General features: G+C 40.3%; 17 protein-coding genes. 10 read left to right on the top strand and 7 right to left on the bottom strand.

Features of this window, described 5'->3' with window-relative positions; genetic code table 11:
• Nucleotides 1-10 precede the first annotated feature (10 nt).
• Nucleotides 11-322 carry a TusE/DsrC/DsvC family sulfur relay protein gene (locus tag MWG72_RS05590; protein WP_180038677.1) on the top strand — a complete coding sequence of 104 codons (312 nt, stop codon included), beginning with the start codon at nucleotides 11-13 and terminating at the stop codon, nucleotides 320-322.
• 115 nt (nucleotides 323-437) lie between these two features.
• On the opposite strand, the gene MWG72_RS05595 is transcribed toward MWG72_RS05590, so the two are convergent.
• The 3 genes from MWG72_RS05595 to ybaK form a co-directional block, all read right to left on the bottom strand.
• A complete protein-coding gene (locus MWG72_RS05595; protein WP_213687226.1) occupies nucleotides 438-920 on the bottom strand; it encodes a hypothetical protein in 483 nt (160 codons plus the stop codon).
• A 69-nt stretch (nucleotides 921-989) separates the two neighbouring features.
• On the bottom strand, nucleotides 990-2,243 hold the full coding sequence (locus MWG72_RS05600; RefSeq protein WP_247143419.1) for a YncE family protein: 1,254 nt from the start codon (nucleotides 2,241-2,243) through the stop codon (nucleotides 990-992).
• 192 nt (nucleotides 2,244-2,435) lie between these two features.
• Nucleotides 2,436-2,903: a Cys-tRNA(Pro) deacylase gene (ybaK, locus tag MWG72_RS05605; protein WP_005263023.1), complete on the bottom strand. Its 468-nt coding sequence runs from the start codon at nucleotides 2,901-2,903 to the stop codon at nucleotides 2,436-2,438.
• 958 nt (nucleotides 2,904-3,861) lie between these two features.
• Between ybaK and aroQ the strand changes: the two genes are divergently transcribed.
• Genes aroQ through accC form a run of 3 tightly spaced genes read left to right on the top strand, consistent with a single transcriptional unit; the run spans nucleotide 3,862 to nucleotide 6,133 of the window.
• Nucleotides 3,862-4,317 carry a type II 3-dehydroquinate dehydratase gene (gene aroQ, locus MWG72_RS05610; RefSeq protein WP_005246503.1) on the top strand — a complete coding sequence of 152 codons (456 nt, stop codon included), beginning with the start codon at nucleotides 3,862-3,864 and terminating at the stop codon, nucleotides 4,315-4,317.
• Nucleotides 4,318-4,333: 16 nt separating this feature from the next.
• Nucleotides 4,334-4,750, top strand: a complete 417-nt coding sequence (accB, locus tag MWG72_RS05615) for an acetyl-CoA carboxylase biotin carboxyl carrier protein (protein WP_005107117.1) — start codon at nucleotides 4,334-4,336, stop codon at nucleotides 4,748-4,750.
• 18 nt (nucleotides 4,751-4,768) lie between these two features.
• Nucleotides 4,769-6,133, top strand: a complete 1,365-nt coding sequence (accC, locus tag MWG72_RS05620; RefSeq protein WP_004646808.1) for an acetyl-CoA carboxylase biotin carboxylase subunit — start codon at nucleotides 4,769-4,771, stop codon at nucleotides 6,131-6,133.
• Between the two features lie 54 nt (nucleotides 6,134-6,187).
• On the opposite strand, the gene MWG72_RS05625 is transcribed toward accC, so the two are convergent.
• Complete coding sequence (locus MWG72_RS05625; protein WP_005100815.1) at nucleotides 6,188-6,631, bottom strand: hypothetical protein; 444 nt, start codon at nucleotides 6,629-6,631, stop codon at nucleotides 6,188-6,190.
• A gap of 314 nt (nucleotides 6,632-6,945) precedes the next feature.
• On the opposite strand from MWG72_RS05625, the gene MWG72_RS05630 reads away from it, so the two are divergent.
• Nucleotides 6,946-8,376: a sensor domain-containing diguanylate cyclase gene (locus MWG72_RS05630; protein WP_247143420.1), complete on the top strand. Its 1,431-nt coding sequence runs from the start codon at nucleotides 6,946-6,948 to the stop codon at nucleotides 8,374-8,376.
• Nucleotides 8,377-8,422: 46 nt separating this feature from the next.
• Nucleotides 8,423-9,913 (top strand): amidase, encoded by a 1,491-nt coding sequence (locus tag MWG72_RS05635; RefSeq protein WP_247143421.1) that lies wholly within the window; start codon nucleotides 8,423-8,425, stop codon nucleotides 9,911-9,913.
• A 16-nt stretch (nucleotides 9,914-9,929) separates the two neighbouring features.
• On the opposite strand, the gene MWG72_RS05640 is transcribed toward MWG72_RS05635, so the two are convergent.
• On the bottom strand, nucleotides 9,930-11,096 hold the full coding sequence (locus MWG72_RS05640) for an MFS transporter (protein ID WP_004280192.1): 1,167 nt from the start codon (nucleotides 11,094-11,096) through the stop codon (nucleotides 9,930-9,932).
• 378 nt (nucleotides 11,097-11,474) lie between these two features.
• Between MWG72_RS05640 and MWG72_RS05645 the strand changes: the two genes are divergently transcribed.
• From MWG72_RS05645 to MWG72_RS05655, 3 genes are all read left to right on the top strand, one after another.
• Complete coding sequence (locus MWG72_RS05645) at nucleotides 11,475-12,614, top strand: catalase family protein (RefSeq protein WP_247143422.1); 1,140 nt, start codon at nucleotides 11,475-11,477, stop codon at nucleotides 12,612-12,614.
• 159 nt (nucleotides 12,615-12,773) lie between these two features.
• Nucleotides 12,774-13,988: an alpha/beta fold hydrolase gene (locus tag MWG72_RS05650; RefSeq protein WP_420908501.1), complete on the top strand. Its 1,215-nt coding sequence runs from the start codon at nucleotides 12,774-12,776 to the stop codon at nucleotides 13,986-13,988.
• A gap of 226 nt (nucleotides 13,989-14,214) precedes the next feature.
• Nucleotides 14,215-14,850, top strand: coding sequence for an SOS response-associated peptidase (locus MWG72_RS05655; RefSeq protein ID WP_086044868.1), 636 nt, complete (start codon nucleotides 14,215-14,217; stop codon nucleotides 14,848-14,850).
• Between the two features lie 41 nt (nucleotides 14,851-14,891).
• Here MWG72_RS05655 and MWG72_RS05660 read toward each other — a convergent pair whose 3' ends face one another.
• Nucleotides 14,892-15,032 carry a hypothetical protein gene (locus MWG72_RS05660; protein ID WP_005107128.1) on the bottom strand — a complete coding sequence of 47 codons (141 nt, stop codon included), beginning with the start codon at nucleotides 15,030-15,032 and terminating at the stop codon, nucleotides 14,892-14,894.
• 1,603 nt (nucleotides 15,033-16,635) lie between these two features.
• Between MWG72_RS05660 and MWG72_RS05665 the strand changes: the two genes are divergently transcribed.
• Nucleotides 16,636-16,977: a hypothetical protein gene (locus MWG72_RS05665; RefSeq protein WP_247143424.1), complete on the top strand. Its 342-nt coding sequence runs from the start codon at nucleotides 16,636-16,638 to the stop codon at nucleotides 16,975-16,977.
• A 104-nt stretch (nucleotides 16,978-17,081) separates the two neighbouring features.
• Here MWG72_RS05665 and MWG72_RS05670 read toward each other — a convergent pair whose 3' ends face one another.
• The gene (locus tag MWG72_RS05670; RefSeq protein ID WP_044110015.1) at nucleotides 17,082-17,342 is read right to left on the bottom strand and encodes a hypothetical protein; all 261 of its coding nucleotides are present in this window, start codon (nucleotides 17,340-17,342) and stop codon (nucleotides 17,082-17,084) included.
• Nucleotides 17,343-17,545 lie beyond the last annotated feature (203 nt).

Genomic DNA, 17,545 nt, shown 5'->3' on the forward strand with positions numbered 1-17,545 from the left:
TGAGTTAGATATGAATTTAGAATTGGATCAAGATGGCCATCTGATTGACTATACCATCTGGAATGAAGACGTTGCTCAAGTGCTGGCCGATAGTCTGGAACTGAGCTTAACTCCTTGGCATTTTGAAATTCTGCAAGCGGTACGTCAGTTCTATCAACAATTTGGTCATTCACCGGCAACACGCCCACTGATTAAATTTTTAATGAAAACTGTCAGTGCCGATATCAATAATGCCATGCTTCAGGAAAAGTTTAATACTGGTCTAGTTGCCCGTCACTTAAGCCGTTTGGCTGGTGTACCCAAGCCTGCGAACTGTTTATAAAGATACTTAGCTTTTTAAAGTATGTATTTAAAGGCCCAAATCATATTTTGGGCTTTTTTTTATGAGAGCAATTTTCAGACTGAGAATAATGAAAGATACAGCTGGATCTAATTCGTCAAGTTCGAGTTTGTTCTAATACTCGCAACGCCCGATGCAATTCATGATCCATTTCAGGCAGAACTTTAATCAGAAACTCAATTTGTGCTTTCGCTTCGGCCTTGCTCACCAGTTGGGCCTCTACCAGTTTTTGCTGCTGACTGATCAACAAACTGACTTGTTGAGGATTTGGTCGTTGTCCCTCACTTAAAGCGTTAATGATCTGAGTAAAGTCCAGATATAACTGTTCTTGTTGTTTTGATAATTCGCTTTGCTTTGCAACCGTATCGTTCTGTTTCTTCTTCGTAGTTTGACTATTCTCAGGAGAGTTAACAGATATATAGCTTGCCGATTTTTCAACTGGCAGGACCGGATCAGAATGGGTCTGATCAGTAAAATTCGTCCGATAGATTTCTTGTCGTACCTGATAACCAATACCCACTAAAGTCCCCAACAAGAGCAATCCGATCATTACATAGAACAGAATTGTTTTATCATTCATTTTTATGTCCTCAGCTCAACAAAGACAACCTTTATCAAAAAGCTGTCTTTTTCGCTAATCGACGATTGACTACGGCGTTGACCAGTCTGCTGGTGCATAACCAATCCGAACGCGTTGTGGATGATTTCCTACCGGTACACTCAGCACTTTATTGCCTGTGGCAAAATCAATCACTGTGACTACATCTGTTTCACTTTCTGAAATTACACAGCTACGACCATCCGGGCTTCGCGTTGCCCAATAAGGTTTACCTGCAGAAATCAGTTTTCCGGCTGTCAGTGTTTTGCGATCTACAATCGTAGCGTAGTTATCCATGGTACCGGCGACACAGAGCTTTTCACCATCAGCACTGATTGATAGGCCATGATGACGCGAATCATTCACCCATTTTGTCCGGTCTTTCGGAATACTGTCACTGCCAAGCAGCTGTCCGATCCGGCTAATCTTGTTCTGATTCAGATCGTACTCAATCAGCCCATTAAAAAATGAAACCTGGGCATACAGTTTGGTTTCATCCTTACTAAATACCATTGGTCGTACTGAGTTGGACAAATCTTTTCGACCAAATGCATCCAGTGCAGGTCTGAAATCGATTTTTCTTAGCACCTGATGTGTATTGGCATCTGCAATAGTGATAAAACGCTTACCTTTAGTAAAGTCTTGCCACTGTGCATCCATCGACGTTTCCACATTGCCGATGGCAGAGTTCAGGATCTTGTTACCACCATCGAAGTAAATGTTTTCATGCGGTTTATCGCCAGTGCTGAAACGGCCCAACTCTTTACCGGTATGGATATCCAGTACATGCACCACATTTCCTGAAGATGCAGATACGGCGACCCGTTGCCCATCTGGTGATACCGCCATATGGTCAGCACGGAAGCCTTCTACAGGCGTCCGCCAGTTAATCTTGCCGGTTTTGATATTAATTGATACCACATCGGCGAAACTTGGGCGTGATGCAACGACTGACTGTCCATCTGGTGTCGAGTACATATCATCCACCAGCTGGTCATTGCCTTCACCGGCTGTGGTCTGAATATAAGTGTAAGCAATCAGTTTGATTGGATTCAGGTGAATTTCTTTAATGCGCTCTTTACGGTCAGGAATCATGTTAATGACGCCAATTTTTCCAAAATCACCCGATGGACGAATCACGGTTACCGTGCCATCCCAGTTATTTCCGACAAAGAAAACCTGCTGTGAATTGGCAGGTGCAGCTGAAGGTGCAGAAGCGGCCTGTACACTAGGCAATGCAGATAGCATCGCCAATGCAGATAGTGTCAGACAGAACCGTGGCCATTTTTTATTTTGAATTTTCATCCATTATGCTCCGCATAATAATTTATATTTTTGTTTTCATTCCTTGTTGTGTACACAGTCAGGCTGTGTTTTAACGTATCTAATATACAAACGTATAAAATGATTTACTGTTATTTCCGACCAAAAAATATGCAGCTATTTTAAATCTATTACTTCAGGTTCTATGAATTAGGTGATCACCTTACTTCGATCTTATGTATCCAGCACATCGACGAACTGTGCATTGAGCACTTTGGCAAGATCAGCCGGCTTTAATCCGATATCCAAACCTCTTTTACCGCCACTCACATAGATCTTATCCAACTGTTCTGCGCTGGCATCGATCACCGTTTTTAATCGTTTCTTTTGCCCAATGGGACTGATTCCGCCAACCAGATAACCGGTCAAGCGTTCTGCATGTTTAGGATCTGCCATCTGAAGTTTTTTGCATCCTACGGCCTGCGCTACTTTTTTCAGATTGAGTTGATGATGTACCGGCAATATGGCAACAAAATACTGTTTATCATCCGTAACCAATAAAGTTTTAAAGACTTCTTCCACCGAAAGCCCTAATTTTTCAGCAGCTTCTAGCCCGAAACTTTTGGCATTGGCATCATGTTCATATTCGTGAATGCTGTATTCGATTTTATTGGCTTTTAATAGTTTGCATGCAGGTGTCATAGAAGGTCTGGTTTGAGATGAATCGCATGATTATATAAAGATTAGCTCAAGAAGTTAATTTAGATGCGGTGAGTTTAGAGAAATTTTGCTTTAAGCCCGTATTCCGCTTCAATCAGACCTATTTGGTTCAATCTTTACGCTCTTCAATACTTTTAAACTCTTCTGCAAAGATGATGACGAGCAAAATATCAACAAATGTATGTGTTTTTGCCACTATCTAAGCGTTAGGCGATTAATGGCTTCACTGTGTAGAAGGCTTGAAGATGAACACATTCGTCATTTCATGCGTCTATAAATACGAGGCATATAAGTCGAGCGTTTTATCTTAAACCCGCTGAGATTTAACCTTTATCTCCGGAAGAAGAAATAGATTCTTGTACAGTGTCTGTCATGAATACTTGAATTGAAAATGATGTAATTAATTCCAATATATTGGAAGAATAGACCTAGGAAAATCCAAGTACAATAAGAGAAAATATCATTAACATATTGTCTTATCTTATATTTTTAAATTTTCATCAAGTTTTGAGAAATGGTCGATAGCTTATATATAAAGAGGATAATCAGCACAACTCTAAAGTCAGAATGTAAAGAGTTTTCTATGCTATAGAAGTCGAACATTGCAGTAAAATCAGCCAGACAACTCTTGTTCAAAACTAAAAATATCACTAAAAGGAAGAATTTAGCGTTAACATGAAGATACAGTTACATAAAGGATATTAACTGTTTTTGCCAATTGGGTTTACAATGAAAATAATCTGAATACCCAGCGAATTGTAATTTTTTAACATTGCCAAATCTCTGCAAAGTTTTCATTATAGCGCCACTGTTTGCTATATGCTTTCTACGTTAATTCAAAGAAATTATAAATAGTAATGTAGAAAATCATGCAATAATAAGCAGAGTTTGCAGACATCTTGCAAACAAACCCCGATACTTTTTAATTGGAGCATGCTGGATGAGTTCGACCATTTTGGTTATTCATGGACCGAATTTAAACTTGCTTGGGAAGCGCGAACCGGAAGTTTATGGTCACCTTAGTCTTGACGATATTAACCAGCAGCTGATTGCTCAGGCTCAACAAGCTACCTTACAACTCGATACTTTCCAGAGCAACTGGGAAGGTGCCATTGTTGACCGAATTCATCAAGCCCAGCAAGACGGCATTCAATATATCATTATTAATCCAGCAGCATTGACCCATACCTCTGTTGCTGTTCGCGATGCCCTCCTTGGCGTTGCCATTCCTTTCATTGAAGTCCATCTGTCTAATGTGCATGCACGTGAGGCATTCCGACATCATTCATACTTGTCCGATAAAGCCATCGGCGTGATCTGTGGTCTAGGTGCAAAAGGCTATGCTGCTGCCCTCGACTATATCATTGAAAAAATACAACCTTCTACACAATCTTAATTAGGAATACTGTCTCATGGATATCCGTAAAATCAAGAAACTCATCGACTTGATGATTGAATCTGACTTACAGGCGATCGAAGTTAAAGAAGGCGATCAATCGATTGCATTAACTCGTCGTAATCCAGTGGTTGCAGCAGCTGTTCCTGCGATGCCTGCACCAGCAGCCGAAGCGCCAGCAGCAAAATCTCCTCGCGGCGCAGTTGAAACTTCGCCAATGGTCGGCGTGTTCTATGCAGCACCAAGCCCGGGTGAACCGACATTTGTTAAAGTTGGCCAGACCGTTTCTGCAGGCGATACGCTCGGTATTATCGAAGCAATGAAAATCATGAACCCGATTGAAGCAACTCAAAGCGGTGTGATTGAAGAAATTCTGGTGAAAAATGGTGAAGTGATTCAATTCGGTCAACCACTTTTCCGCTACCGCGCTTAATCACCCCGGGGATTTATAATGTTGCAAAAAGTTTTAATTGCAAACCGTGGTGAAATTGCGTTACGCATCACCCGGGCTTGCAGAACTTTAGGGATCAAAACTGTAGGTGTCTATTCTGACGCAGATAAGGACCTGATGCATTTACGTTTCTGTGATGAAGCAGTGTGTATTGGCCCTGGTGCGAGCAGTGACAGCTACCTGAATATTCCTGCGATTATTACAGCTGCTGAAATTACCGGTGCAGATGCAATCCATCCTGGTTATGGATTCCTCGCTGAAAATGCAGAATTTGCCGAAATCGTAGAAAATTCTGGTTTTATCTTTATTGGTCCACGTCCGGAACATATTCGTTTAATGGGGAACAAGGTTTCTGCCATTATTGCCATGAAAAAAGCTGGTGTACCAACAGTACCAGGCTGCGACCATGCTGTAACGATTCACAATGCGATGGCTGAAGCGAAAGAGATCGGTTTTCCACTGATTGTAAAAGCTGCTTCTGGCGGTGGTGGCCGTGGTATGCGTATCGTAGAAAATGTCGATACCCTGCTTGAATCTGTTCAGGCTGCACAGCGTGATGCGGAAATGTGGTTTGGTGATGATACGGTCTATATGGAACGTTTCCTACAAAAGCCACGTCATGTCGAAGTGCAAGTGTTGGCTGATGGTAATGGCCATGCGATTCATCTGTATGATCGTGATTGTTCACTACAGCGTCGCCATCAAAAAGTACTGGAAGAAGCGCCAGCACCGAACTTACCAGAGCAAGCACGTGCTGATATTCTAGAAGCCTGTGTGAATGCATGTAAGCTGATGCAATATCGTGGTGCAGGTACATTCGAATTCCTGTTTGAAGATGATGAGTTCTTCTTCATTGAAATGAATACGCGTGTTCAGGTTGAGCATCCGGTGACTGAAATGGTCACGGGGATCGATATTATCGAACAGCAATTGCGTATTGCTGGCGGCTTAGGTCTCGATATTCAGCAAGAAGACGTCAAGGTTTTAGGACATGCGATTGAATGCCGTATTAACGCAGAAGATCCATCGACCTTCCTGCCTTCACCAGGCAAGATTGACAACTTCTATGCACCAGGCGGCGCAGGTATCCGTTTAGATTCGCATGTCTATCCAGGCTACAGCATTCCACCGTATTATGATTCGATGATTGCCAAACTGATTTCGCATGGTAAGGATCGTGAGACGTCTATTTCTCGAATGAGAAATGCTTTGGAAGAAATGATTTTGACTGGCGTTAAAACCAATATTCCTTTGCATAAAGATTTAATCCTTCAGGATAAAAACTTCTGCAAACAGGCAATGGATATTCATTACCTAGAGAAGCATTTATTAAAGCAGCTTGAAGGTGCTGAAGACAAAGCTTAAATCAAAGCTCATAAAAAACCGCTGTCATTCAGCGGTTTTTTTATTGTTTGCAATTTAAGGCAATACGCGTCTGAGCACGGCAAAACATTGCTCGGCTTTTTCATTGGCGCAGAAGTTAATGGTATAAGGGTTTTGCCATTTGACAAAATACTGCGAAATTTCACCAGACTGATCCACTTGATTGCCTGAACAGTCTTTTTCATTATTGTCGTATTTTACTTGCAGAATCAGCGCTGGAATCTGCTGCGAAGGATCCTGTGCCGGCTGATAGTCATACAGCCCTGACGTCCACTCGTCGCCACTTTTAATCACCACATTATTATTGCCTTTAAAATTATAATATTCGATACATTTTTTATTATTCGGGATTTCCATTCCCCACAATCCGACAATTTCCGGACGGGTTTTCACAGTAAATGTATTTGGGATTTCAGCAGCTTTAGCAGGAGCATTTGCTGGTTTTTTATTTTCTGTCGCCATTAGCCAAGGTGAGCTCATGAGTAAGATAAGGCTAAGACATATTTTTTTCATATTTACCGGCATCTTGTTAACAATTGATTCTAAATTATCATATTTTTTGGGATCGTGTCCCGCTCTAACGCAATTTCAATACAGAGTCAGAAATTATTTATCACATTGTTTAAAAAGATGGATTTCCTTTCTGACTTTTTTTGTATATATTTCGTATATAAGAATCTTAATAGTTCGTATTAATAACAGATTAATCAAACAATAAAATTATATTTTGGGTCAAACTTAGTTGCTGAACAAAGTGATCATTCACACTTAAAAATTTGAATAGGATTTTAAATTTGCAATTAGCTCGAATAACAGAACAACAATTAAATCATGAAACCTATGCTTATTTTGTCATTGTTTTCGCTGTTTTAGTCTGTTGTTTTATTGGGATCGCAACCAGACCGATTGAGTACCTGGCCTTATTGTGGCCGGCCAATGCTGCCTTGTTAGCCCTGTTCTTACGCTTTCCACATTTAAATAATATGGGAGGTTGGCTCGGTGCATTCAGTGCTTTTATGTTTGCAGATCTGGTCACCGGGAACAGCCTATTACAAAGCCTGTTTCTTACCCTGTCTAATCTGATCAGTACTATTGTCTCGATATTTTTTATTCGATATTTCAAGATTAATTACAAATACTATAATACCGGTTATACCTTCGTTCATTTATTTGGCATCTTCGCTTTTGCAGGCTGCCTGGCCAGTGCGGCTTTTGCAGTTATCACCTTGCCCAATCTACCCAATTCATTCATGACCAAAGAAAATTTATGGATTGATTTTGGTCTGTGGTGGACCGATGAAATGGTGAATTATATTGTGTTTCTTCCTTTAATCTTGGCATTCCCAAGAATAAAAGACATGCAGTACTTATTTAAAAACCGTCGTCAAAAACGTAATTACTTCAGCTATTTTTTACCTGCATCTTCAGTCGTGGCCTGTGTCATCATTACCAATATTTTTGCAGGCCCGGGTGCAATGCTCTACCCTCTGGCTGCACTGATCTGGGCTGCGTTGACCTATCGCCTGTTTACCATGACCATGATCAACGCTTTTGTGATTATCCTGACCTATTACAGCCTGACGCAATTTTACGCCACCAATCACACCATCCTGGCAGATTCTACAATTTATATTTCGCTCCGGATCGGGCTGTTTATGCTGGCCTTATCTCCGCTCATACTGTGTATTATCAGCCAAAACCGCAATGAGCTGTTTAAACGGGTGTTGTATCTGGCCAATCATGACAGTCTGACCCGCACCATGAACCGTCATTTTTTCTTTCAGAAAGGTGAATATTTACTGCAATATGCCAACAGAATGGAATTTTCGGTCATCATGCTGGATATTGATCATTTCAAACGTCTGAACGATGATTTTGGCCATCATGTCGGTGACAAGGTGCTGCAACATTTTGCGGAAATCATTCGCTGCAATTTACGTGCTGAAGATCTGTTTGCACGAATTGGTGGGGAAGAATTTGTGCTGTTACTCTGGAATACCGAACCATCAGAAGCACGTCTTATTGCAGAACGGATTCGTGATCTGGTGGAAAAAACCCCGATTTATCAATCAGATGGCTCGCCCCTGTATATTACCGTGAGTGTGGGCATCACTCATCAAAATGAACCGCAGGCCCAAGACCTGCAAAACCTGATTAATATTGCAGACCAAGCCTTGTATCAGGCCAAACATCGTGGGCGAAATCAGGTGGCGCTTGCATCTTGAGCCTAAATGATCTACAACCTTGAAGCAGCAACACTAGGGAATGGCAATGAAATTTGAAGAATATCTGCAATATGACGGTTTAGGACTGGCTGATCTGGTCGCCAATAAACAAGTACATTCAAGTGAACTTTTATCTGCTGCACTAGAGCGTAGCTCAATTGCCAATCCCGAGCTAAATGCAATTATTATTCCGATGCATGAGCATGCATTGAAACGGAGCCAGCAAAATCTGTCCGGACCTTTTGCCGGTGTGCCTTTTCTGGTTAAAGACCTGTTTCAGGAATATGCCGGTTATCCAACTTCTTATGGTTGTCAGGGCTTAAAACGGATTGGTTATATCGCCGAGACCAATGCCGAGATTGTCAATCGCTGGGAAAAAGCCGGGATTGTGACTTTTGGACGTACCAATACCCCTGAATTTGGGATTAAAGGTATTACTGAACCTGATGCCTGGGGCAGCTGTAAAAATCCGTGGAATTTACAGCATAATAGCGGCGGTTCATCGGGTGGTTCAGCCTCTGCCGTGGCTGCAGGAATTGTACCAATTGCGGGTGCTGGTGATGGTGGCGGCTCGATACGTATCCCCGCTTCCTATTGCGGCCTGTTTGGCCTGAAACCGAGTCGTGGCCGCACGCCTTGGGGACCACAAATGAGTGAAGCCATGCATGGCGCCGCGATTCAGCATGTACTGACCAAAACGGTACGGGATAGTGCTGCAATGCTGGATGCCACCCATGGTGAAGATCATAGTTCACTGTTTAAGATTCAGCGTCCACAACATCATTATCTGGATGTGATTCAGCAACCACCGAAGAAGCTAAAAATTGCATTTAGCACTTATTCTACGATTGGTACACCTGTCTCCCAAGATGCGATCAACGCCATCGAACAAACAGCCAAACTTTTAGAATCTTTGGGTCATGAAGTAGTCGAAGACCGCCCAACCATTGATGGCATGCAACTAGCCAAGGATTTTATTACCACCTGGTTTAGCCAGTTTTCATTTATGCTGGATGAAATCCAGAAAGGCTATCCGTCCAAATCGAATGATTTTGAACTGGACTCTTTAGCGCTGGCGGCTTTTGGGGCCAAAACCAGCGCGATTGATTATATCCAGAACCTGAATAACTGGGGCCAGTACGTGACCCAGATGAATCATTTCTTTGATAATTATGATCTGTACCTGACGCCTGCAACGGCGACAGTGGCGCCAAAAAATGGTGAGGTCAAAACACCAAACTGGCAGAAACCGATTCTTAAAGCTTTATTGAAACTAAATAAAGCACATTTGCTGGCGCAAGGTAAACTGGTCGACCAGATTGTGAAAGAAAATCTAAAATGGGTGCCTTTTACCCAGTTGGCCAATATTACCGGACTCCCAGCGATGTCTGTACCACTGTACTGGAATGAACAAAACCTGCCGCTCGGTTCACAGTTTATTGCGCCGTTTGCCCGTGAGGATCTGCTATTACAACTGGCAGCCCAATTGGAACAGGCACAACCGTGGTTTGGGCAATACGCCAAAATCCGTATTTAATACTGAGATGATATTTTCAAGCCTGTTTTTGCAGTTCGACTTTATTTGGCAATCCGAAAATCAGTAACAAGCCAAGCAAAGTCGATACTGCAGCAGCGATAAAAATAGATGTGCCGCCGACTTGATCCCAATAATGCCCAGCCAGAATACTGCCACTCGCCACGCCAACGCCCCACATCGTGCTATATAGCGCTTGTCCACGTCCTTGCTGCCCTGCAGAAAAATTCTGGAAAATCACTCGCATCGCAATCATATGAAATAAACCAAAACTTAAAGCGTGAATCGTTTGAGCAAAAAACTGTGCCATGAATGAAGCAGGAAAGACCCCGACGATGAACCATCTTAATCCGGTCATCAATAAGCATAACGTGACCAGATGGCGCCATGACCAGCGTGTCAGAAAGAACGTCGCATAGGCAAACATGATGATTTCCGCAATGACCCCGACTGACCAGAGCAGCCCAATCTGGCTGGTGCTAAATCCCGCCTGACTGAGATAATTGCTATAAAAACTATAAAACGGCGCGTGTGAAAATAGCAGAATCAATTCAATCAGGAAAAAACTATACACCACTGGGCGTTTAAATATCGGCCATAAGGGTTCGAGCTGTTTCTGGGCGGTAGGCGCCATCGTGGGCTCTTTAATGGTAAATGACCAGAGAAAGGCCAGAAATGAAATACACAGCAACAACACTGGCAACATACTGATGCTCATAATTTCAAAGACGGCGCCCAAGCCGAATACACCAATAATAAAACCGACAGATCCCCATTTTCGTACTTTGCCATAGAGTTCTGCTCTTTTTTCCCCGAGCCAAAACAAAGTCACGCCTTCAAACTGTGCCAAAATAGCATTCTGAAAGAAACTGAAAATCAGCATCAGTAAAGCTACGGACTGAAAGCTATTGGGAATGATAAAAATCATGAACCAGATACAGGCTTCCATCCAGGTGGCAATACGCACCAGCAGCATGCGTTTACCGGATTTGTCTGCAATCCAGCCCCAAATTAAGGGAGCAAAGAAGCGGGTGACGATTGCAATAGAAGATAAAATGCCGATTTCCTGATAATTGAAGCCTTGATCTTCAAGATACAGACTCCAAAAAGGCATGAACGCCCCAACAATCGCATAGTAAAAAAAGTAAAATCCACTGAGTCTATGCTGGATTGCTAGAACTGGCATTGATTTATATATCCTAATATTTTCAAAATGTTAAACTCAATAAATTTCTATAGCACTGTATTCGACGACTCTTGATTTTGCTACGAGCATCTTGCATTAGTCTAAAAATAAATTTTCATAAGTTTATGGATAAATTTTGCTAAAGTAAAAATTCTGTGTTGAGTTAAATTAAAGTAAGAATATAAATCGGCTTCTATATTGAGCACACGATAAAGAGTGGAAACATTTTTAGAAAGGAGCTGGATGAACTTTAAATCTGGAGATCAATAATTACACAGACATTATCATTAATTTATGGCTAAAGTATGTCCAAAGAATTTTCAGATCATAGGCTAAAAAATTAAAACGAACTCTAGCTTTATAGCAAGGAGAAAATCAATGCCTAACTTTATAAGACCTCTATACTCGGGTCTAGTCTTCCTCCCTCTAATGGTAATAAGTATTTGTAGTGCTGCATATGCTAACGCTTCCCCTATAACCTCTAACTCTCCAAAAGATAATCTTCATCCCAATATAGATCATTATTTAAGTGAAAGTCTTTATCCTGATGAAGCAAACATAACTGAAAAAATCGCAGATATAATTGAGATATCTATTCGGAAAGAGTATTCCACAGGTATCGCGCTACGTGATGCCCATCCCAAAGCACACGGTTGCGTACGCGCAGAATTCAAAGTAGATGAAGCTCTTCCCAAAAACTTGGCTCAAGGTGTTTTTCTTCCGGGAAAAACATATCAAGCCTGGATTCGTTTCTCTAATGGGTCTAAAAATGCCCAACAAGCAGATATTAAAAAAGATGCCCGTGGCATGGCGATAAAACTTTTGGGAGTACCGGGAGAAAAGCTTTTAGATGATGAAACCTCTACTCAAGATTTCATTATGATCAATCATCCTGTCTTTTTTGTGAATGATCCAGTCAGATATATGTCATTTATGCAAGATATAAATAGCGATAGATTTTTCAATAAACTGCATATTCCTTTTGCATTAGGAGCTAAAGGAACCTGGATTGCCTTAAATACGAGAAATAAAATTTCTAATCCTTTGCAAACTAGATATTGGTCTATGGTGCCCTATCAATTAGGAATAGGTACTGATCGTCAAGCTATAAAGTATTCAGTTCAAGCATGTTCGACAGTGACAGATCCTCTTCCACATGCTCCCCATCATAATTTTCTAAGAGAAAAACTGCGCCAACATTTGCAAAAAAGTGAAGCATGTATGGAGTTTCTGGTACAGCCTAGAACATCAAACACCATGTCGGTCGAAGATTCCATGACTGAATGGCAAGAAAGTGAGGCACCTTTCTACAAGGTCGCAACTATCCGCATTCCTCCACAAGTTTTTGATACGCCTGACCAAAACAAGTTTTGTGAAAACCTTTCCTTTACACCATGGCATACCCTACCGGAACACAAACCTCTGGGAGTAATAAACCGAATGCGAAAGGTGATTTATGATCGTATTAGTGAGGTTAGACATGATATGAATTCTATTAACAGATCAGAACCACATTAAAATATAAGTGCTTATTTGAAGTTATCAGCTAACCTAAAATAACCTGTTGTACTGCTCATTCGCCTTAACTTAAAAGCTTTAGTTTACAAACTTTGTGCAGAGTTAATTTAGAAACATAAATAAAGCTGCTACATTAAAAATGACATTATAAAAAGGAAAATGGTTTCAGCGATGAAAATTAAATCTCCTATTATTAAATTGATCATGAGTTGTTTATGTTTAGGTTCAACATATGCAATAGCATCTCCTCCACTTCCCGATAGCAGCAAAATCCAAGCATCTCATATTTCGGAAAAAATACCGGGTACAATATTATCTATACAAGAACAAAATACTGATCTGTTTACGAATGCCTCACAACGTTTCTTAATCAATTATCGCAGTCGTGGCACAAAATCCGAGCCCATCGTCACTTCAGGCTATATCTTGTTACCTAAAGGCAAAGTCCCTAAAGATGGATGGCCTGTTCTGGCTTGGGCGCATGGTACAACTGGCGTTGCTGATACATGTGCACCCTCTGGCGATTATGTGGGTGGGCCAGTCCATGTCTATCAGCAAATCGCTGCTAAGGCATTGAATGCCTGGCTCGCTCGCGGCTATGCAGTTGTTGCACCTGATTATCAAGGTTTAGGCACTCCGGGCGGTCATCCTTATATGAATGCGCGAAGCCAGTTGCATACTGTCGTTGATGCTGTACGAGCGATCCACCATTTAAAGCCTTATAACTTTAGTAAAAATTGGTATGTTATGGGTCATAGTCAAGGAGGTGCAGCATCTCTTAAAGTTGCAGCATCCGGTCAAAAAGATGCGCCTGAATTTGATCTTCGCGGGGCAATTGCACTGGCACCAGGCGGTTATCAATATGAAGGAATCGCTGAATATGTTGCTAGCAATTCGCAAATCACGACTGATGTCGCCGCATTTTTTCCAATTGTGCTTTTAGGAGCAGAAGCTGCAGACCCGATGCTTGCTCCAGCAAATTTAGTTAGCCTAGAAATGGGAGAAATTCTTAATCATGCACGCAGTCGCTGTTTGTCAGAATTACAATCGGACCTAAAACAAGCACCTAAGACTGTCTTTAAATCAAATGTAAATCTGGCACCTTTGACAAATTATTTAAAAGAACAGTCTATTGAGAATATGATACCGACTGTGCCGGTTCTGCTGGTACAAGGTGAGAAAGATCAACTGGTCGATTATCGTGGTACTTATGCTTACTACCAGCAGGTATGTACAAAGCAAAAATCTATCGTCTTCCATATCGTCAAAAATGGAGATCATCGTGATTCCTTAAGACAGAGTGAATTTCTGATTGGAAACTTTATCAATTCAGTTGGACAAGGAAAAGCTTTGAGCACCTGCCCTACAAAATAACTTGGTGAGCTTTTGCATTTAATCATTAAAAACGCAAATATTTTAATCTTCATATTTATAGAATAGTCCTTTAAAGGAATACTATTCTATAAAGAAGATAAACTAATGTTAATCCGTATTCTTACTTTGTGTTAAAACTACACTTACGCTTTCGAATTGTTTTGAGCCCATCATTTTTATACCTTAGTTCTTTAGCAGACAATAATTAGAATGAAAGAGGTTATTTATGTGCTCGAACTATGAATTCCCCTCAAAAAAACGTCTTTCCTTATTAGATATTCATGAAGAGCAACTCGAACTGGGCATGAAAACGCATATTTATCCTTTAGCACCCGCACCAATCATTATGCGTGGTGCTGACGAGTATGAGCTGGATATCGCACGTTTCGGACTGATTCCAACCTGGGCGAAAGAACTAAAATATGGCCGGCATACTTATAATGCACGGACAGAAACAGTAGCATCCAAACCAAGTTTTCGACATGCCTGGAAAAACAACCAGTTTGCTTTAGTACCGGTCGATACATTCTATGAACCTAAATATATAGAGGGTAAACCGCACTGGTTTGGTATTTCACGTGAAGATGGCAATCCTTTTACCGTTGCGGCGATTTATGATGACGCACACATTGATGGTGAGAAGATCAGATCATTTTCGATGCTAACCATAAATTCAGATCAACATCCCTTTATGAAACAGTTTCATGACCCGAATGACGAAAAACGCTCGATTATTGTAATTCCGGAAGAATCACGACATGACTGGTTGCACTGCGATCATGAACAAGCCCATGAATTTTTCTTTGAAATGAAAGATGAGTTTATTGCAAAGCCTAGAGATCAACGTTTATCGGGAAATTAAAAAGCCCTAAACCAAGTTAGGGCTTCGTCCATGTGAAAAAGCTATTTTTGCTCTCTCAATGGATTTTCCGGTTCTGCATTGGGTTTCTTCTCTGGTTTGACATGCTTATAAGATGCCTGATTACCCTTGTCATCATTTGATTCTTTATGCGGATTTGATTCTTGCTCTGGCTTATTTGTCATATGTATCTCCTTCATATATCTATTAAGAGATAAATATGACATCTGCTGCTAAACATCAATGTTATTTATGTTGTACATTCAGTTTTCTAAAGAAACAAACTTTCCTTCAAGTGCTCTTTTACATTACATAATTCCTGAAGTCCATCTGAGCAAATAAGCTATTCAGCCTGATCGTAGACGGTACAGCAGAGAATATGAATTCGCGTGCGCGCCGATATCAAATACATGAAATTTTCTAACCTTACCCACTGCCGGAAAAAGTCTTTTCATCTCAGCAAAACCTTTAGGATGCTTGGCCTTAATCAGTCAATCCCCACCAGCTAATGCAGTTTCAGCCTGTGGCCTCTTTTGAATTGCTTCAAGAATTCGAGCATGGGTGATCACACGCATAAATTTTATTGTATTCCAGTTCTAAGCAGCTAAGAATTTATCAAAACGTAATCCTATTGAAATGATTCTTTTATAAAGTATTCCTTGTGAGAAATTATGTTTAGATCCAAAAATTTCATCAGTAAAGAAAAACCCCGCCAACTGATGATTGAACGGGGATTGATCTTCATTAAGATGTCTGATGATTTGGCACATTATTCAATATTTTTCAAGCAATCACGACACTGTTTGACCTCATCATGGTCACACGTGTAGTTAATTTCAGTCGCACCATGAAGACCAAATAAACAAAATATAAATTGCATCATGTTTTTCTCCTGAGTGTAAAAGGCTCAATCTAGGATCAAGCTTTATTGCTTTAAATATAGAATGATTCAATATAAAATGATTGGATCAGCGATCTAGAACAACTTCAGTACTCAGCTCTGTTTAGCCTTTCAGTAAAATTGAAGCTTTTGGGCTAAGTTTGTACAGGCTCTTCAGCTTGAGTCGTCTGATCTTTTTTACAATGATCACTTTTACAATGCTTGCTGCTCATCATCTGACACATTTTCTCTTTGCAAGATTTAAAACAACAACCAACCATTACGCCCATGCCAAATGCGCATATACATCTCATCATAGCTTTGTCCTGTCTTTTCGTGAAAAGAGATATATAAATAACATCTATTCATGTATCTCTCCTGAGGGAATTTTCAGGCTTTATGTTGTGTATGAAAACTTATGTGAAAGAGAATGAGCAAAAAATACAATCAGCAAAGAAAAAACCAGATTTAAGACGGAAAAGAAAAAGCCTGTTTAACTCTCCTAAATTAAACAGGCCTTATAATGTGCTGATTTTTAATTATTTTCATTAAGTTCTTAGAATGACGCCAAGATATCACTAGCCATGCAGCCAATCTGTGTAGGATATATAGATGCAATGTTTCAAAATATGAAAAAACCATTACTTTTGTTAATTAAATGACTGGAATTTATCCAAAAATATTTTTAATGAGAAAATAAGATTACTAAATAACCAAAACCCAAGAAGAATTGCTAAACCTATAAGTGAGAATGGGTTAATTTAGATTTTTAGAAGAAAATTCCTTATTTCAGTCAATATCGGATGTTATGAATGTTCAATGTCTCATAAAGTTTATAGATCCCTGCTTTCTTTTTAGTCATTTCTCTCTATAATTTTTCATATGGGCAATAACAATATTTTAGCAGCATGAAAAATCGCATACTAATTACTTTATTGATGAGTCTGGCAATAAGCGGCTGCCAAAAACAGCAAGCAGAGAATTCAGCCGAGGCTGATGCAAACATTAAAGCGCAGTTTGAACAGTCAGATAATCAACTCAGTGCTTATCTGGACAAACTCGACTCTTCAACAATTAGTCTGGAAGAAAGAACACGCACCCTGTGTGAACAATATCCTAAAGAATATAAAAATAACTACATGCCTGCTCTGCTAAAACTTGCACCCAAGGAATATACAGAAAAAGAGTTGCTCACAGACCTAGACAATGCCTTGAATTTCTACAAGCTAAAAGCCAATATTCAGTGTTAATAAATACTTAGTCTAATCGTGCAATGAAATATAAAAAAAACCGCCTGAATCAGGCGGTTTTTTATGAAGAGCATATATCTTAAAAAAGATTAACGCTGTGGCTTTCACTGATCTTGTTGATTACGTGAACGTTGTTGTTGCTGGTTACTGTTTTGCTGTGGCTGTTGTTGCTGTTGGCCTTGCTGGTTTTGTTGCTGCTGGTCGCGCTGTTGCTGGTTGTGTTGACCACCCTGCGGCTGTTGTTGTTGCTGGTTATTTTGTTGCTGATTTGGGTTTTGCTGGTTGTTTTGTTGACGCTGCTGATCTTGATTTTGCTGTTGCTGTTGTTGCTGTTTCTGTTGGTCTTGCTGTTGATTATTAGCCATGGTGGTATTCCTTACTATTTGCTTTAAATTAAAAGCCGATAGGTTTCGACTTAATATCTACTCTACGCATTTTTCAGATTTCGCCAACCTTTAACCTGTTACAGATTAATTCAATGTAAAAAATAGTAAGATAAGTACTTGAAGTGGAGATTAATGCGCAACATAAATTACCTGATATAATGCAACAGAAACATAATGAAAGA

Origin of the sequence: Acinetobacter lwoffii (genome assembly GCF_022967985.1) — a bacterium.
Taxonomy (GTDB): Bacteria; Pseudomonadota; Gammaproteobacteria; order Pseudomonadales; family Moraxellaceae; genus Acinetobacter.

Excerpts from the sequence above, each read along its gene's own strand:
- MWG72_RS05590 (WP_180038677.1), top strand. The coding sequence starts at position 11 with ATGAATTTAGAATTGGATCAAGATGGCCATCTGATTGACTATACCATC.
- MWG72_RS05595 (WP_213687226.1), bottom strand. The coding sequence starts at position 920 with ATGAATGATAAAACAATTCTGTTCTATGTAATGATCGGATTGCTCTTG.
- MWG72_RS05600 (WP_247143419.1), bottom strand. The coding sequence starts at position 2,243 with ATGAAAATTCAAAATAAAAAATGGCCACGGTTCTGTCTGACACTATCT.
- ybaK (WP_005263023.1), bottom strand. The coding sequence starts at position 2,903 with ATGACACCTGCATGCAAACTATTAAAAGCCAATAAAATCGAATACAGC.
- aroQ (WP_005246503.1), top strand. The coding sequence starts at position 3,862 with ATGAGTTCGACCATTTTGGTTATTCATGGACCGAATTTAAACTTGCTT.
- accB (WP_005107117.1), top strand. The coding sequence starts at position 4,334 with ATGGATATCCGTAAAATCAAGAAACTCATCGACTTGATGATTGAATCT.
- accC (WP_004646808.1), top strand. The coding sequence starts at position 4,769 with ATGTTGCAAAAAGTTTTAATTGCAAACCGTGGTGAAATTGCGTTACGC.
- MWG72_RS05625 (WP_005100815.1), bottom strand. The coding sequence starts at position 6,631 with ATGAGCTCACCTTGGCTAATGGCGACAGAAAATAAAAAACCAGCAAAT.
- MWG72_RS05635 (WP_247143421.1), top strand. The coding sequence starts at position 8,423 with ATGAAATTTGAAGAATATCTGCAATATGACGGTTTAGGACTGGCTGAT.
- MWG72_RS05640 (WP_004280192.1), bottom strand. The coding sequence starts at position 11,096 with ATGCCAGTTCTAGCAATCCAGCATAGACTCAGTGGATTTTACTTTTTT.
- MWG72_RS05645 (WP_247143422.1), top strand. The coding sequence starts at position 11,475 with ATGCCTAACTTTATAAGACCTCTATACTCGGGTCTAGTCTTCCTCCCT.
- MWG72_RS05650 (WP_420908501.1), top strand. The coding sequence starts at position 12,774 with ATGGTTTCAGCGATGAAAATTAAATCTCCTATTATTAAATTGATCATG.
- MWG72_RS05655 (WP_086044868.1), top strand. The coding sequence starts at position 14,215 with ATGTGCTCGAACTATGAATTCCCCTCAAAAAAACGTCTTTCCTTATTA.
- MWG72_RS05660 (WP_005107128.1), bottom strand. The coding sequence starts at position 15,032 with ATGACAAATAAGCCAGAGCAAGAATCAAATCCGCATAAAGAATCAAAT.
- MWG72_RS05665 (WP_247143424.1), top strand. The coding sequence starts at position 16,636 with ATGAAAAATCGCATACTAATTACTTTATTGATGAGTCTGGCAATAAGC.
- MWG72_RS05670 (WP_044110015.1), bottom strand. The coding sequence starts at position 17,342 with ATGGCTAATAATCAACAGCAAGACCAACAGAAACAGCAACAACAGCAA.